Consider the following 15,611-nt stretch of genomic DNA (forward strand, 5'->3'; position numbering starts at 1 on the left):
TCTAGTCGTCGTGCTCGCGCGAGACGGTGCGCCAGTGCGCATGAGCGGCGTCTCGCCACTTGGCGCGCAACTCGTTGAGGCGCGTGGCGGCGCGCGTGCCTTGCCAGCCGGTGGGCAGCAAGGGCACTGGCAGGCCGGGGTCGATCGACGGCAGCCGCTGCAGTTCGTTCACCAGTTCGATGTGCGCGAAGAAGATCGCTTCTTCGCTGCGGGGACGAAGGCCGGCGAAGCGTTCGACCAGTGCGTCGTAGTGCGACGAGATCGATTGGAGGTCCCATGCCTGTGCGACCAGGTCGCGCTCGGAAACGCCGAAGCCAAGCGAGTGCGCGTTCAGCGCGATGGTGTGTTCCGTGAGTCCCATCTCCTCGACCGTCTTGCGTGCTGCTTCTGCGCGATCCGCATGCGGGCAGATCCAGAGCCCCGGCGTCGGGTTGCCGAAGCCGAGCCAGCTGAGCGCCCGGTAGACGCGCAGGCGATCGGCGCGACGCGACTCCGGCAGCGAGATGTGCAGCACCACCCATTCGCCCTGCCAGGATTCGATGCTGCTGCGGATGCCCCGCACGCGCCGCGACCCTTCGCCGATCAGTGCATCGGCGCTGGCGGTGAGGCGCCACGAAGCGCGGCGGCCCTCGCGATCGTTCTCGATCCAGCCCGCAGCGGACGCTCGGGCAATGGCTTGCCTAGCCGACTTTTCGGCGATGCCAACGCCATGGAACGCGTAGAGCAGGGTCGAGGTCCAGGTCGACTCATGGGTCGGATGAACGAATTCGCCGAGAAGGGTCAGCAGCACCGAGCGCGCACTGCCTGGGCTGACACGTGCCGGCGTCGTCGAAGCGTTCTCCTGCTTTACGCGTGGCATGGTCCGGTCGTTAACATCGATATGAAAATCATGGATCGCAGCGCTATGGCAAGGAACGTCGGGATGAAAGAGAAGCAACCAGCCGCGGTCAAGTCGGCCATGCGGTTCACGCCGGTGGTGGGGACGCGTCCTGCCGAGGAAATCCAGGCCCAGATCCGCAACTTGCTGGCGACCCATCAGTTGAAGGCCGGTGATCGACTGCCTTCCGAGCGTGAACTTGCAGAGCAGTTTAGCGTCAGCCGCAACTCGGTGCGGCAGGCCTTGCACTCGCTTGTGGACAGCGGGTTGCTGGAGATGAAGAAGGGGTCCGCCGGGGGTGCCTTCATCCGTGACGGCGGCGGCGATGCGGTCATGGCAGGCATCTCCGACCTGTATTCGCTGGGCACGATCCAGCCCGAACACCTCACCGAAGTACGCATCCTGATCGGCGTGGAAGTGGTGCAACTCGCGTGCAAGCGCTGCACGGTCGAAGAGATCGATGCGCTGGAGGAAAACGTCAAGCTCGCAGAACAGGCAGCCCGCGACAACGATTTCTCGCGGCGCACCGCGATCAACCTCGAGTTTCATCGCATGCTGGCACGCATGACGCGCAATCCCTTGCTGGTCACGCTGACCGAGGCGGTCACTGCGATCACCCAGCGCTTCGTCGATGAGGTCGGTCCGACATCGAATCGGTCCGTCATGCCCTTGCGCCGCCAGTTGCTCGGCCACCTTCGGGCGCGCGATTCGGAGGCTGCCGGCGAGCGGATGCGAAGCCACCTGCTGCGCCTGCGGACCATCTATCTTCGGCAGGTCGCGGAGAAGCGCGCGCACGAGTAGCTCAGTCGTGCATCAGCTTTTCCATCAACTCCCGGACGATCGACAGCGCGGGCGCTTCGGAGCGGCGCGACAAGGTCACGAGGCCGAAACGCGCCATCGTTGACAGCGGCGGCTTGAGCGGCAGTTCGACCAGGTCGGGCGCGGCTGCGCGGATGGCCAGCAGCAGGGCGTCACTGTGCCGCGCCACTTCCACCAGGCTGGGAATTTCCTCGCAACGCACGGTGACGCACTCCTGCGGATGCGCGGCGTTTCCGTAGCGCTCGACCATGGCACGCGCGGCCTCATCGCTCAAGGGGGTGGAGGCGATCGGATACTGCCGCAGCACGGCGAACCGCAGCGCGCCTTTCCAGCGCGTCAACGGATGGCCTGCGCGGCACATCACCGCGCCGCGCATCTCGACCAAGGTCGTGATCCGGAGGTCCGGTCCCGGTGACAGCGAGCGCACGTCGACGACCAGCGCATCGAGCTTGCGTTCGCGCAATGCGTGGACGAGTGAAGACGTGTCGCCGCGTGCAACGTCGATGTGGATCGTGGGATGGCGCGTCGTCATCTCCATCAACAGCGGCGTCATCAGGATGGCGCCCGGTCCCGACCCCATGCCGATGCGCACGGTACCGGTGCGACCCTCGCTCATGTTGCGTCCGCTGGCGGCAAGCTCGTCGGCATCGAACACAAGGTATTTCGCGCGCGCCACGATCTCGCGCCCGAACGGGGTCACCTCGCTGCGCTTGCCGACGCGGTCGAAAAGGGGCTGGCCAAGTTCGTCCTCCAGCGTGCGGATGCTGCGGCTGAACGCGGGCTGCGTCAGGAACACCGCTTCTGCCGCGCGAGTGAATGAACCAGTTTCTGCCAAGGCGAGAAGATGCCGGAGTTGGACCAGTGTCATGAGCGCGCCTTGTAGATGCATGCGGTGAAGGCATCGTATCCCTAGAAACAATGCATTGGACTGGAGGCTTCCGGATTTTTAGAGTTGCGGCATTCCCGAGGTGAATCGCTTCGGGCCCTACCCACACCTCAAAGGAAGCACCATGTACGACAGTCAAGCCGCAGGGGCCTATCTCGCCAGCGCGATGGAAATGCAGATTGGCGAATTCATCCGCTTGCGCCGCGAGATCCACAGCCAACCCGAACTCGCATTCGAGGAACACCGCACGGCCGCGCTGGTGGCAGCCAAGCTGGAGGGCTGGGGCTATCGGGTGGAACGCAACATCGGTGGCACGGGCGTGGTCGGGCAACTGGTACGCGGCAACGGAACAAAACGCCTCGGCCTGCGCGCGGACATGGATGCACTGCCGATCAACGAAGCCAGCGGCACCGAATGGACCAGCCAGCGTCCCGGCGTGATGCACGCCTGTGGTCACGATGGCCACACCGCAATGCTGCTGGCTGCGGCGCGCGACCTTGCGCAGAACGACACATTCGAGGGCTCCCTGAACCTGATCTTCCAGCCGGCGGAGGAGGGCGGTGGCGGCGCCCTGCGCATGATCGAGGATGGCCTGTTCGACCGCTATCCCTGCGACGCGGTGTTTGCGATGCACAACATGCCTGGCATCCCGCAAGGACACCTGGTGTTCCGCGAAGGCTCCGCCGCGGCGTCGAGTGACTACGCGACGATCACCTTGCACGGTGTCGGCGGTCACGGCGCAATTCCGCACAAGGCCATTGACCCGGTGGTCGCGGCCTCCAGCATCGTCATGGCCTTGCAGACCGTGGTGTCGCGCAATGTCGACCCGCTGCAGATGGCGGTGGTCACCGTGGGCGCACTGAACGCCGGCAAGGCCAACAACGTCATTCCAGCCAGTGCCACGATGGAACTGAGTGTGCGTGCCCTGGACCGCGAGGTGCGCGGCATGCTGGAGCGCCGCATCAAGGCGATCGTCCAGGCGCAGGCCGAGAGCTATGGCCTGACCGCGGACATCGCATGGCGCACCGGCTATTGCGTGCTGGTGAATACGCCGGCCGAGACCGCCTTCGCGCGCGCCATTGGCGTCGAACTGGTGGGAGTGGCGGCCGTCACGCCGCAGGGCCCCGCGTTGACGGGCAGCGAAGACTTCGCCTTCATGCTCGAGCGGGTGCCGGGCAGCTACCTCCTGATCGGCAATGGCGACGGCGACAGCGCGGGCGCCTGCATGGTCCACAACCCCGGCTACGACTTCAACGACCAGAACATCGCGGTCGGCGCGGCGTACTGGTCGCTGCTGGTCGCGCGATTCCTCTGCGCGTAAGCGCGGCTTCCAGCTTCCGATCCCTTCTTTCGCGAAAGCCCAAGATCATGAACGCCACTGCCATGCCGATCACCCTCCCGCGGACCGCATCCGCGACTTGGTCGCCCGCTGAATCCGCCGTTGCGCCCGCTGCGGCGAACGGTATACCCAAGCGAATCGTCGCCGCCACCGTGGCCGGCAATGCGCTCGAGTTCTACGATTTTGTCACCTACGCCTTCTTCGCGGTCTACATCGGCAGGACCTTCTTCCCGGCCGCGACGCCGCTCGGAAGCCTGCTGCTGTCGGTGGCCGTGTTCGGTGTCGGCTTTGTCTCGCGTCCGCTCGGCGGCGTGCTGATCGGCGCATATGCAGACAGGGCAGGGCGCAAGCCGGCCATGCTGCTGACCATCGCGCTGATCACGGTTGGCACGCTCGGCATGACGCTGACGCCTTCGTATGCTGCCATCGGCATGGCCGCGCCCATCATCGTCGTCCTGTGCCGCCTGGTCCAGGGCCTGGCCCTCGGCGGCGAGGTCGGGCCATCGAGCGCGTTCCTGATCGAGTCGGCGCCGTCCCACCAGCGCGGCCTGTATGCGAGCTGGCAATCGGCAAGCCAGGGCATTGCAACCCTCGTCGCCGGCGTGTTCGGTGTCGTGATGATCGCCTTGCTGACGCCCGAGCAACTGCAAAGCTGGGGCTGGCGCGTGCCGTTCGCGGTCGGCCTGCTGCTGGTGCCGATCGCCTTCTACCTGCGACGCGAGATGCCCGAGACCCTGCACGGCGAACCCGCCCCCGCTACGAGCGTCGGCGTGCGCGGCCTGTGGCACCACCGCAGGATCATCGTGCTGGCCGTGCTGGTGATTCTGGGCGGAACGGTGTCGAACTACGTGGGCAACTACATGACGACCTATGCCATCACGACGCTGAAGTTCCCGCCGTTGATCGCGATGGGCGCGACGGTGATGGTGGGCCTCGCGACGCTGGTGTTCGCATTGCTTGGCGGCTGGCTGTGCGATCGCTACGGCCGCAAGCCGGTGATGCTGTGGCCGCGCGTTGCGACTGCCGTGCTCACGTTGCCGGCATTCATGCTGTTGATCGCATTCCCGAGCGTGCCGTTGCTGCTGTCCGTGACGACGTTGCTCGCGGCTCTGACCGCTTTGAGCGGTGGCGCGTCACTGGTTGCGATTCCTGAGTTGCTGCCGCGCGGCATTCGTGCAACGGGTCTCTCCATCGCCTATGCGGTGGGCGTGTCCCTGTTCGGCGGCACCACCCAGTTCGTCGTGACCTGGCTGATCGACGCGACGGGCAACCCGGCCGCACCGGCCTGGTATGTCGCTGGCACCAGTGTCATCACGGCGCTGGCGATGCTTGCGTTGCCGGAGAGTCGGGAGCGCGCGCTGGAAGATTGAATCGCAGCACGCTTCCACGTGCACGCATCGCCTTGACGGCATCGAACAAAGACTGGAGAATCCGCAAACACCATAATGGGTGACCCAATAAGACGGAGCCCCTCCGTCGACGTGACGGATTCCAGGATTGGAGACACACATGCAGCCAGCAGCGACGAGAAATGTGACATTGCCGGTCGATCCCGCAGCCTCGGAGGCGATCTATCGCAAGGTCAGCTTGCGGTTGATCCCGTTCTTTTGTCTTTGCTACTTCGCGGCCTACCTGGACCGCATCAACGTGGGCATCGCCAAGCTGCAGATGCTCGACCAGCTCAAGTTCAGCGACACGGTCTACGGCCTGGGCGCGGGTCTGTTCTTCATCGGCTACATCCTGCTGGAAGTGCCGAGCAACGTGATCCTGAGCCGCGTCGGCGCCAGGATCTGGCTGGGTCGCATCATGGTGACGTGGGGGCTGCTGTCGGCGGCCACCATGCTGGTGCAGACCCCGACGCAGTTCTATCTGGTGCGCTTCCTGTTGGGCGCGGCGGAGGCCGGCTTTCTGCCCGGCATCCTCTACTACCTCACGCTGTGGTATCCGGCGAGGCGAAGGGGCCGCATCTTCGGTCTGTTCCTCGTCGGCCTGCCGCTGGCCAGCGTGCTGGGCGGGCCGCTGTCGGGCTGGATCATGACCGCCTTCCACGGTGTGAACGGCTGGGCTGGGTGGCAATGGCTGTTCCTGCTGGAGGCTGTTCCCTCGGTGGTGCTCGGCATTGCGCTTTTCATGGTCTTGCCCAACAACATTCGCTCTGCGCGTTGGCTCGACGACAGCGAAAAGGATCACCTTGAAGCGGAGCTGAAGAAGCACGCAGAGCCCGAGCAGAAGCACAACGCCATGCAGGCGTTCAGGGACCCGAAGATCTTGCTGCTCGGCTTCATCGACATGACGATTGCCGTTGCGACCTACATCGTGAGCTTCTGGTTGCCATCCATGCTGAAGGAGGCCGGTGCAGGAAGTGCCTTCACGATCGGTTGGTTGACCGCCATTCCGAGCGTCGCGGCTATCGTCCTGATGCTGGTGGTCTCCGCAAGCTCCGATCGCAGGAAGGAACGGTGGGGCCACCTGACCCTGACCCTCGTGGTCACCGGCATGGCGCTGATCGCGACGGCGCAGAGCACGCACAGCCTTGTGCTGTCACTGGTGCTGCTCACTGTCGCCAACGCGTTCGCGTTTGCATCGTTCCCGGTGTTCTGGTGCCTGCCCAGCCTGTTTCTCTCGGGCACCGCTGCCGCCGCAGGTATCGCGCTGATCAATTCGATTGCCAATCTTGGCGGGTTTGCCGCGACCTTCGTGGTCGGGTGGATCAAGGATGCGACCGGCTCGCAGTCCACTGGGTTGATGCTGTTCGGTGGGCTGCTGCTTGTCTCCGCCATTGCGACCTTCTTGTTGCGCGGCGTGGAGCAGCGAGCAAGGTCAATCCAGCCACAGCCTTCCGTGCAGCCCGGCTGAAAAATCAACGAGACGAAACCCAATGACGATCTGGCAACACAATCGCGCGCTGGAGTCTGGTGCGGACTTCCTCAAGGGCGGACCGAAGCAGCTCTACGTCAATGGCGAATACAGCCCCGCCGCCTCCGGCAAGACCTACTGGGTCACCAACCCGACCACCGGCCAGCCGCTCGCGGAAATCGCCGACGGCAACGAGGTGGATGTCGATCGCGCGGTCAGCGCGGCGCGGGCGGCTTTCGAGGGCGCATGGGCGCGGGTCAAGCCGCAGGGGCGGCAGCAGTTGCTGCTCAAGATCGCCGATCTCGTCGAGAAGCACTACGACGAGCTGGCTGCGCTCGACACGCTCAACATGGGCGCGCCGCTGACGCGCACCCGTGCGATGCGCGGCCGTGCCCTTTCGCTGCTTCGTTTCTATGCGGGCCTGGCCACGATGCCGCACGGGGCCACCATTGCGAACTCGGTTCCCGGCAATGTGCTCTCGTATACCGTGAAAGAGCCGGTGGGCGTGGTCGGCGCCATCACGCCGTGGAACGGCCCGCTGACGCTGGGCATCTGGAAGATCGCGCCGGCGCTGGCGGCCGGTTGCACGGTGGTCTTGAAGCCGTCCGAGCAGACGCCCTTGTCCTCGTTGCGGCTGGCTGAGATCTGCGCCGAGGCCGGTCTGCCACCGGGCGTGCTCAACGTCATCACGGGGCAGGGTGTCGTGGGCGCCGCGTTGAGTGCCCATCGGGGCGTGAACAAGATCACCTTCACCGGATCGACCGACGTGGGTCAACGCATCATCGCTGCGTCCGCGGGCAACGTGAAGCGCCTCTCGCTGGAACTGGGCGGCAAGTCGCCGAACATCGTTTTCGCGGACGCCGATCTCGACCTGGCCGTGCCGGCGGCCGCGATGGCGGTCTTTTCTAACTCGGGGCAGGTTTGCAGCGCCGGCACCCGGCTGTTCGTGCAACGGCAGGTCTACGATGAATTTGTCGATCGGGTCGCCGCCTACGGAAGCAAGCTGGTGGTGGGCGACCCGGCCGATCCGGCGACGGACTTGGGTCCTCTGGTCTCGGAACGGCACCTCTCGAAGGTGGTCAGCTACCTCGACATCGGCCATGCCGAGGGAGCGCGCGCTCTCTGCGGCGGCGAGCGCTGCACGACGGAACCTTTCGATGAAGGCTACTTCGTGCGGCCCACGGTCTTTGCCGACGTCACCGACGAGATGCGCATCGCCAGGGAAGAGATCTTCGGGCCGGTGATCTCCGCACTGCCATTCGACGACATCGACGAAGTCTTGCGGCGCGCCAACGACTCCGATCTCGGCCTGGGCAGCGGCGTCTGGACGAAAAGCCTGAAGACGGCGCACAAGATGTCGCAGGGCCTGCGCGCCGGATCGGTCTGGGTCAACTGCTACCAGGCGATGGACGCCGCCGTTCCGTTCGGCGGCTACAAGATGAGCGGGTACGGACGGGAGTCCGGCGTGGAGCACATCGAGGAGTTCCTCGAGACCAAGGCCGTCTGGCTCAACATCGACTGAGCCAGCCATGCACTCCCAATACGACTACATCATCGTGGGCGGCGGCTCGGCCGGCTGCGTCCTGGCAGCGAGGCTTTCTGAATCGCCCGGCATTCGCGTGCTGTTGTGCGAGGCCGGGAAGGACCTTCCGCTGGACAACATCCCGCCTTCTATTCTCGACAGCTATCCCGGCACGGCCTACTTGAACCCCAGCTTCATGTGGGCCGGACTCCGCGCACGTCCGACTGCGGACAGGCCCGCGGACAAGTACGACCAGGCGAGGATCCTCGGCGGAGGCTCCTCGATCAATGGCCAGTTCTTCAACCGCGGCGCGCCCGCGGACTATGACGAATGGGAACGCCGTGGCGCCGCAGGCTGGCGTTGGGACACCGTGCTGCCCTGGTTCCGGAAGGCGGAGACAGACCTCGACTTCGATGGCGAACTGCATGGCAAGGCGGGGCCGATCCAGGTCCGGCGCATCTTTCCCCAGGTGTGGCCCGGGCATGCGAAAGCGGTCGGCAAGGCATTCGAATCCCAGGGCTTCAAGTACATCGAGGATCAGAACGGTGCATTCACGGACGGCTACTTTCCGATCGCGCTCTCCAACAAGGACGAGAAGCGGGTGTCGGTGGCGACCGCCTACCTCAACGCGGAGGTGCGCGGCCGCAAGAACCTCACGATTGCCACCGAGACCACGGCAGCACGGTTGACCTTCGATGGCACGAGATGCACCGGCGTCGAACTGCAGGCGCGAGGCCAACTCGAGACGGTGCGCGCGAAGGAGGTCATTCTTTCCGCCGGCGCCATTCATTCGCCTGCCATCCTGTTGCGCTCCGGCATCGGCCCCGGCGATGAATTGGCCGGGATGGGCGTGCCCGTGGTCAAGTCGCTCCGGGGCGTGGGAAAGAACTTGATGGAGCATCCTTCCATCGCGCTGGCGTCGTACATCAAGCGCGCGCATCGGATCAGCGGACCGACCCGCCATCACATCCGCGTCGGCTGTCGCTATTCCTCCGGCGTCGTCGGCGCGCCGTCGGGTGACATGCTCATGCTCGGCGTGACCAAGACGTCGTGGCATGCCGTGGGTGAGCGCATCGGCACGCTGCTGACCTACATCAACAATCCGTTCTCCGCGTCGGGCGAAGTCACGCTGGACTCGCCCGACTGGCGTCAGTTTCCGAGCGTGTCACTTGGCATGCTGTCGGACGAAAGGGACATTGAACGCCTGACCGATGGGTTCGTGCGCATGGCCGCGCTGCAGGCATCGAGTGCGCTGTCCGCCATCACCGAACATCCGTTCCTCGCTTCGTATGGCGAGAAGGTCCGCCAGATCGGCATGCTCAGCAAGCGCAACAAGGTGCTGACCGATGTCCTGGCCGCGTGCCTCGACGGCCCCGCGCCGCTGCGCAAGTTCCTGTTCGAGAACGTGATCCGTGATGCGCCACGGTTGGCCGATCTGCTGCAGGACCCTGCACTCCTGCGCAGTCACATCCGCAAGTCCAGCGCCGGCGTCTGGCACGTGTCCTGCACCTGCCGCATGGGTGCGGCGAACGACGCTGGCGCGGTCACGGACAGCGCGGGGCGCGTCCATGGCGTTCACAACTTGCGTGTGGTGGATGCATCCATCTTTCCGGTGATTCCAGGCGCCAACACCAATGCACCCACGATCATGGTGGCGGAAAGGATCGCTGCAGGCATGTTGGATGGGCTTGTCGATGGAAAGGCCCAAAAGACAGCGCGCGCGGTAGTGACGGCTTCAACGATGGTTACGCACGCCTGAGCTTGCACGCGCGACTGAAGTGGCGCCAAGCCCTGCCTGGCACGGTTAGGCCTGGTGCCTGTGACAGGTGGATTGGATCGGCACTGCTGTCGACTTCACGCCGCCGGATTGTCCGGAACGCGCAGGATCGCAAAGGTGCCGTTGGCCGTGGCGACCAGCCGGTCGCCTGCCCAGATTCGGCATTCGACATTCGCCAGCGATCGGCCGCGATGCACCACTTCACTTTCACTGCGCAGCAACTCGCCGGAGCCCGGCCGAAAGTAGTTCATCTTGCTCTCGACTGTGACGGCACGTTCTCCGTGCGCCAGCATCGTGGCAACGGCTTGGCCCATGCACGTGTCCGACAGTGAGAAGGTCAGGCCACCGTGCGCAAAACCATTGGAATTCAGGTGCTCTGGCCGCAGCGGGACCGTACAGCTAGAGCGGCCCTCGCATGAGGACTGCAACTGCATGCCGAGGTGCGCGGAAAAAGGGATTTGTTCGATCTGGACGGCCATGGTTCAGTTCAGTCGCTTCCGTTCACCGCCATCTGCCGCTCCGCTTTCACGTTCGGATCCAGGACTGACCTTGATGCCGGATCGTCGAGTTCTGCAGGACACCACGAGTGCGCCGTGCTTTCGACCTGCAAGCGGAGAGCCTCGGAAAGCGGCAGGACCTCGTGTGAATCCGCGTCAAGACCGAGCGGCAGATACCAGGAGCGCTCGAACGCGATGCGCGTCTTGCTTGCGCGGAGAACGCACGTTTCGATATTCCGGCGCGCCGACGCATCCATTTGCGGTGCTGCTCGCACCGCTTGCGCCACGGCCGCAGCCAGGGCGCCCGTGGCGTTGCGCAGCGTCGTCGCTGCCGCATTGACTTCTGCCAGGGCGCTTTTGCCTTGTTCCAGCGCCGAGCCGAGTGCTGCGGAGCAGGTCATGGCGGACGCGGGGACGACCGCCAGCACCTGCCTGGCCAAGTCCATGTGATGGCGCAATTCGAACAGATCACGTTCATGAAAGTGATCCAGGCGTTGAAGCACGAACTCGAGATATTCGACCGTGAGCCGTAGCTGGTCGCGCGCCTGGGCGTGCTGCGGGTCTACCGCGGGTGCGACGACGTCAGTGAGTGACCGTACCGCGGCACGCAAGCCGACATGGGTGTGATCCATCAGAGGTCTCCTTCAAGCAGTTCGCAAAGCTCGTGGGCGCCGATAGGGGCGATGGCCTTCAGGCGCGCCAGCAAGATGTCCTGGTGGGATTTGCCGAGCTTCGCGACCCGATACATGGTGGCCATGGTGGTCGTGATCACCTGAAAGCAGTTGAGCACCCGGTACCAACGCAGCCGGACGGGATCTACGGTGAGGCCCGACGCTCTTTCGTAGAGTTCGTAGAAATCCTGCAGGGGGATCAGGCCGCAGACCAGATAGGTCTTGCCGTCTTCGGCAAGGTGCCCTTTCTCGCGTTGGGTCATCCAGGCAAGGTCCCGGTGTCGGTCTCCGAGATGGCCGCGCTCCCAGTCCAGCCATGCCGTGATGTTGCCGGAGGCCTCGTCGAACAGGAAGTTGCCGCTTCGAAAGTCACCATGCACGATGCTTGTGCGATCGAGCACTGGCAGGTTGCGCTCCAGCCAGTTGGCCGCGACGTCCATCAGCGGGTAGTCCTCACCTCGATCTTCTTCCCAGACACGCCGGGCGCGGTTCAACTGCCAGCGCGCGGCCTCCCGGGTGCCGACCGAGGGCTGTTCCATGCTCTCGAAGTGCATGTTGTCGACATCAGCCGTGTGGATGATCGCCAGGTCGCGCAGGAACTGCGGCGCGAGCAACTCGCGCAGGCGCCGGCCGAAGTTGGTACCCAAGCCCACGACCTGGCCGGCGCTTCCGCTCCTGGGTTTTGCCACGCCGGGAACGAAGGTATAGATGATGGCTGGCTCCGGAAACCAGCGTGCCTCCCGATCGATCCAAAGGACCCTCGGCACGGGAAGCCGGGTCTGAAAAGCCTCCAGCAGTTCCGCTTCCCGCACACGACTGGTGGTGTTGGAAGCTTCGGAGGGATCCATCCGGATGACGAGATGATCGCTGCATGGACCTCGTCCCGGGGCATCCCAATCCAGCACGAACGCAACCTGCACTTTCGAGGCGCCGCCTGTCAGCCATCTTGGATCGCGCACCGTGAATTCGCCCGCAATCTGGGCCGAAAGCATGGTGTGAAGCCATCGCGTCATCTGCTCCAGGCTGACTTGCTGATACGGTGGCGCGCTGCGCCGCTGCATCTTGCGCGTCAACAACGCGTCGGTCTCGGGCTCTGTGGGGAAGCGACTGCGCAGGTCGGCAATGAACGCTTCGGAAGGCGCGTCCCGGTTGTCGAAGCCAGCGGCGCGCCCGGCGCCATATTCGTACGTGATCATGCGTCGTCTCCGGCCAGCCGTTCTGCAAGGTATGACAGGCCAAAAAGCTTGCCGTGCCCGCCGTGGCCAACGTGGTTGAGGTAGTGATAGCGCATCAGCGACACGAATGCCGCGATCGAAGGGTTCAGTGATCCCATGGGCCGCGTGCCGATCGCTGCACCGAAGAACTCATGCGTGCGGCCCCTGGTATCGGTGACAACAATGCGGTCGCTGATCGCGAGCATGTCGACCGTCGTGGCATCGACTTGCGCCGTCACGATGGGCGTCACCACGCCGTGCTCGACGAGGTATCCGGAATTGAGCCGTTCGTAGCGCACGTGACCGGACGCGGCCACGTCGAGGGTCATGGTCAGCCACATGGCCATGGCGTCGCCGCAGTTCACCGAAATGTAGGAAGTGGCCCGGTTCGGGGTCTCGTTGCGCGGACCCCAACTGCGGTCCATCCCTTCATGGCAATCGACCTGGTACTGACGCCCGCGCAGCTTCAGCGTGCCGCGAATCCGGCCCTTGAGATCGAAGTGTCCATGCGACCACGCATCGCCGATGCGCGAGTCCGCGGGATGGGAGGCCAGCTGTTCGACCATCGGATTCTCGCGCGAGTCGGTGGGATCGTATGGATGATGCAGCCCTTCCAGATGCAGGTCGAAGCTGCAGATTCCGAGCTTGTGCGCATAGCGGAAACGCCAGTCCGTCAGTGACTCGGCATCGACCGACAATCCGTTCTCCAGCGTGAAGCTGGCGTAGGACGACGGGCAGGGCAGGTGGATCTGCGGATCGCAGAAATCCACTTCATACGGCCGGCGGCGCATTCCTCGCGCGACAACGACCGAGGACATCGCCACGCCCAGATTGGGGCGCGCCAGCACGTAGCATGTACCGTGCAGCGCCGCTTCGGGGACGTTGAAAGCGAGGTAGGTGGTCTCGGTCCAGATTCTGTCCGCGGGGTCGCGCGGGTGGAACTCGGTATCGGAGGCTTGGATCATTGTGTGCCCATGCTGGAATCTTGCTGCGGATCAAGGCGTGGTCTTGCTCTGCTCCACAAGGGAGAGCATCCTGCGGGCGGCATCGGCGTCCTGGCGCAATGAGGCCGCGAACTGCGTCGGCGATTGAAGCTCGGGGATGATGCCCAGGACCTGCATGCTTTTCCTGGCCTCGTCCGTGTCGAACACCTTGGCCACTGCGGAATAAAGAACGGCAATCCTCTCGGGCACGACGCCGACTGGCACGAGGAACCCGTACCACACGCTCGCTTCCAGGGGTGACCCCAAGGCTTCGGACAAGGTGGGTGCGTCGGTGAACCGAGTCAGTCGCTCCCTGGACCCAACCGCCAGGACGCGCAGGCGCCCGTTCTGAATCAGCTGATCGGCGGCAGGAAGCGACACGATGCTTGTGAGGATCTGCCCGCCGATCAGGTCCGTGAGCGCCTGGGTCGATGACTTGTACGGCACTTCCCTTAGCGGTAGACCGGTCGCAGCCTTCACCGTTTCCATGAACAACTGCCCTGGAGAGCCGTTCCCCGTGGACGCGTACGTCGCCTTGTCAGGATGTGCCTTGGCATATTCGCGCAATTGCGCAAAGCCCTTTACCGGCGAATCTGCTGCGACGATCATGACGAGCGGAACGCTGCCCACCCGCGCCACCGGGGCAAAGGCCTTCAGCACGTCGTAGGGTGGCGGATTCTGGCTCAGAGGCGCGACCAGGAACGGCGGGTTTGCATTGACCATGAGCGTGTAGCCGTCCGCGGGTGCGCGCGCAGCCGCCTGGGTGCCAATCACGCCGGTCGCTCCCTCCCGGTTCTCCACCACCACGGGATTCTTCAGCTTGCCTTCCATGCCATGACCGAAGCTGCGCGCCAGCAGATCGACGCCGCTGCCGGCGCTGTAGGGCACCAGCATGCGCACACTGCGTGACGGATAGGTCTCGGTCTGGCAATAGCCCTGCGCAGACACCAGAGCACTCGCAAGCGCCACGAGGATCGTTCTCATCAGGATGGACACCGCAATCTCCTTCGATTAGTCGTAGTACGTTTGACCTGCAGCACGGGGTGGGCACTGCAAGCGCGAAGTTTCATGTAGTCAATGGGTCACCCAATGAATATTGCGCCCAAACTCTGAGCGAGTCAAGGGCGAAGTGACGCATGCCTGTTCGGGGCCGGCGCCGCTTGATACCTGGGTTCTGGATGCCCTGTGCCGATGCGAGGGCATCAAACTGGCGTGCGCGGCCGCACCGGCTTCATCGGGGTCTTCGCATTCCGGCGGCGCGCGATAGCGACGGGCCCTCGTCGAGCGATGACTACTTGATCCGGTTGAGCGGCTGCCACCCCTGGAACTGTGGAAAGTGCTTCTGGACGAGAGGCCCGTTGAAGTCCCACGACATGCACTTGCCCAAGTGGTAAGGCGGCTGGCCATCATCCCCAACCGGTTCACCGGCTTGCCTGAGCAGCAGTTCGTGGTGGGTGGGAATCGTCTGGAAGGCGGCGGTGGCCATGTTGAACATGAGTTCGCGCAGGTGCGTGCAGCCCTTGATGCCGCCCAGGTGCCTTTCAAGCGTGGCGCGCCAGCCCGGCCCCATCGTGCAGCCCACGAGTTGCTGCATCGGATGCGTCGCCAGCGCGCACTCCGTTTGGGGCTTGCCATTCATCGTGGCTGCAATTTCGCGAATGGTCAGCGTTTCGTCCAGCGTCGCGCGGATCGCCATGTTGTGGATGAGCGTATCCGGGGGGAGAGTGCCGAGGCCGGGCGACGTAAAGGGGTAGCCCTTGGCATCCGTCAGTTCGGCCTCGATGTCCCACAGCCGATCATGCCGGTGATAGCCCCGGAAAGTGATCCTTCGCGTGTGCAGCGGCGTGCGTTCGACTGGCGCGGGCAGTGACATTCAGGTCTCCATTGCAATACGGGAAGTGGCTTGATCGACGCAACTCAAGCTTGGCGATTGCCCGCTTCGGTCACTTCCTCGCGAATGATCTCGATCGCGCATTCGGGACAGTTGTCCGCTGCGAGTTCCGCGAGGCTTTCAAGTGCGACCGGGATGGCCGCCAGCCGTGCGCTGGCGTAACCGGACGCATCGAGTTGGAACAGTTGGGGCGCGATCCGGATGCAGTTGTTGTGGCCTTGGCAGAGCTCGGTGGAGACGTGCAGTTTCATGGTGGGGCATTCGTGTGATGGCCGCGGT

The 15,611-nt window shown here is 64.3% G+C and carries 15 protein-coding genes; 6 read left to right on the top strand and 9 right to left on the bottom strand.

The features are described 5' to 3' along the window. Position 1: 1 nt before the first annotated feature. Entirely contained in the window at positions 2-790 is a 789-nt protein-coding gene (locus HCU76_RS19405; protein ID WP_218510366.1) for a PaaX family transcriptional regulator C-terminal domain-containing protein, read from the bottom strand. Here HCU76_RS19405 and HCU76_RS19410 point away from each other — a divergent pair. Beyond that, positions 758-1,678 (top strand): FadR/GntR family transcriptional regulator, encoded by a 921-nt coding sequence (locus HCU76_RS19410; RefSeq protein WP_218510367.1) that lies wholly within the window; start codon positions 758-760, stop codon positions 1,676-1,678. The genes HCU76_RS19405 and HCU76_RS19410 overlap by 33 nt on opposite strands. Before the next feature lies 1 nt (position 1,679). Here the strand turns inward: HCU76_RS19410 and HCU76_RS19415 are convergent, their stop codons facing one another. Beyond that, complete coding sequence (locus HCU76_RS19415) at positions 1,680-2,564, bottom strand: LysR family transcriptional regulator (RefSeq protein ID WP_218510368.1); 885 nt, start codon at positions 2,562-2,564, stop codon at positions 1,680-1,682. Between the two features lie 184 nt (positions 2,565-2,748). Here HCU76_RS19415 and HCU76_RS19420 point away from each other — a divergent pair, with 184 nt between their 5' ends. The 5 genes from HCU76_RS19420 to HCU76_RS19440 all read left to right on the top strand — a co-directional run bounded on the left by HCU76_RS19420 (position 2,749) and on the right by HCU76_RS19440 (position 10,058). Continuing rightward, positions 2,749-3,903, top strand: a complete 1,155-nt coding sequence (locus HCU76_RS19420) for a M20 aminoacylase family protein (protein ID WP_218510403.1) — start codon at positions 2,749-2,751, stop codon at positions 3,901-3,903. Positions 3,904-3,950: 47 nt separating this feature from the next. After that, positions 3,951-5,291, top strand: coding sequence for an MFS transporter (locus HCU76_RS19425; RefSeq protein ID WP_218510369.1), 1,341 nt, complete (start codon positions 3,951-3,953; stop codon positions 5,289-5,291). Positions 5,292-5,430: 139 nt separating this feature from the next. Next, entirely contained in the window at positions 5,431-6,777 is a 1,347-nt protein-coding gene (locus HCU76_RS19430; RefSeq protein ID WP_218510370.1) for an MFS transporter, read from the top strand. 22 nt (positions 6,778-6,799) lie between these two features. Then, complete coding sequence (locus tag HCU76_RS19435; protein WP_218510371.1) at positions 6,800-8,299, top strand: aldehyde dehydrogenase; 1,500 nt, start codon at positions 6,800-6,802, stop codon at positions 8,297-8,299. A gap of 7 nt (positions 8,300-8,306) precedes the next feature. Continuing rightward, the gene (locus HCU76_RS19440) at positions 8,307-10,058 is read left to right on the top strand and encodes a GMC family oxidoreductase (RefSeq protein ID WP_218510372.1); all 1,752 of its coding nucleotides are present in this window, start codon (positions 8,307-8,309) and stop codon (positions 10,056-10,058) included. A 95-nt stretch (positions 10,059-10,153) separates the two neighbouring features. Here the strand turns inward: HCU76_RS19440 and HCU76_RS19445 are convergent, their stop codons facing one another. From HCU76_RS19445 to HCU76_RS19475, 7 genes are all read right to left on the bottom strand, one after another. Beyond that, a complete protein-coding gene (locus HCU76_RS19445) occupies positions 10,154-10,555 on the bottom strand; it encodes a PaaI family thioesterase (protein ID WP_218510373.1) in 402 nt (133 codons plus the stop codon). A gap of 8 nt (positions 10,556-10,563) precedes the next feature. Then, positions 10,564-11,205: a hypothetical protein gene (locus HCU76_RS19450; RefSeq protein WP_218510374.1), complete on the bottom strand. Its 642-nt coding sequence runs from the start codon at positions 11,203-11,205 to the stop codon at positions 10,564-10,566. Then, a complete protein-coding gene (locus HCU76_RS19455) occupies positions 11,205-12,440 on the bottom strand; it encodes a phosphotransferase family protein (protein ID WP_218510375.1) in 1,236 nt (411 codons plus the stop codon). Before HCU76_RS19455 ends, HCU76_RS19450 begins: the two co-directional genes overlap by 1 nt. After that, positions 12,437-13,423, bottom strand: coding sequence for a hypothetical protein (locus HCU76_RS19460; protein WP_218510376.1), 987 nt, complete (start codon positions 13,421-13,423; stop codon positions 12,437-12,439). Before HCU76_RS19460 ends, HCU76_RS19455 begins: the two co-directional genes overlap by 4 nt. 30 nt (positions 13,424-13,453) lie before the next feature. Beyond that, the gene (locus tag HCU76_RS19465) at positions 13,454-14,437 is read right to left on the bottom strand and encodes a tripartite tricarboxylate transporter substrate binding protein (RefSeq protein ID WP_218510377.1); all 984 of its coding nucleotides are present in this window, start codon (positions 14,435-14,437) and stop codon (positions 13,454-13,456) included. A 295-nt stretch (positions 14,438-14,732) separates the two neighbouring features. After that, on the bottom strand, positions 14,733-15,314 hold the full coding sequence (locus HCU76_RS19470; RefSeq protein ID WP_218510378.1) for a DUF2889 domain-containing protein: 582 nt from the start codon (positions 15,312-15,314) through the stop codon (positions 14,733-14,735). Positions 15,315-15,358: 44 nt separating this feature from the next. Further along, positions 15,359-15,583 (bottom strand): ferredoxin, encoded by a 225-nt coding sequence (locus HCU76_RS19475; RefSeq protein ID WP_218510379.1) that lies wholly within the window; start codon positions 15,581-15,583, stop codon positions 15,359-15,361. Between the last annotated feature and the right edge of the window lie 28 nt (positions 15,584-15,611).

It is taken from the genome of Variovorax sp. dw_308, assembly GCF_019207085.1.
Lineage (GTDB): Bacteria > Pseudomonadota > Gammaproteobacteria > Burkholderiales > Burkholderiaceae_C > Variovorax.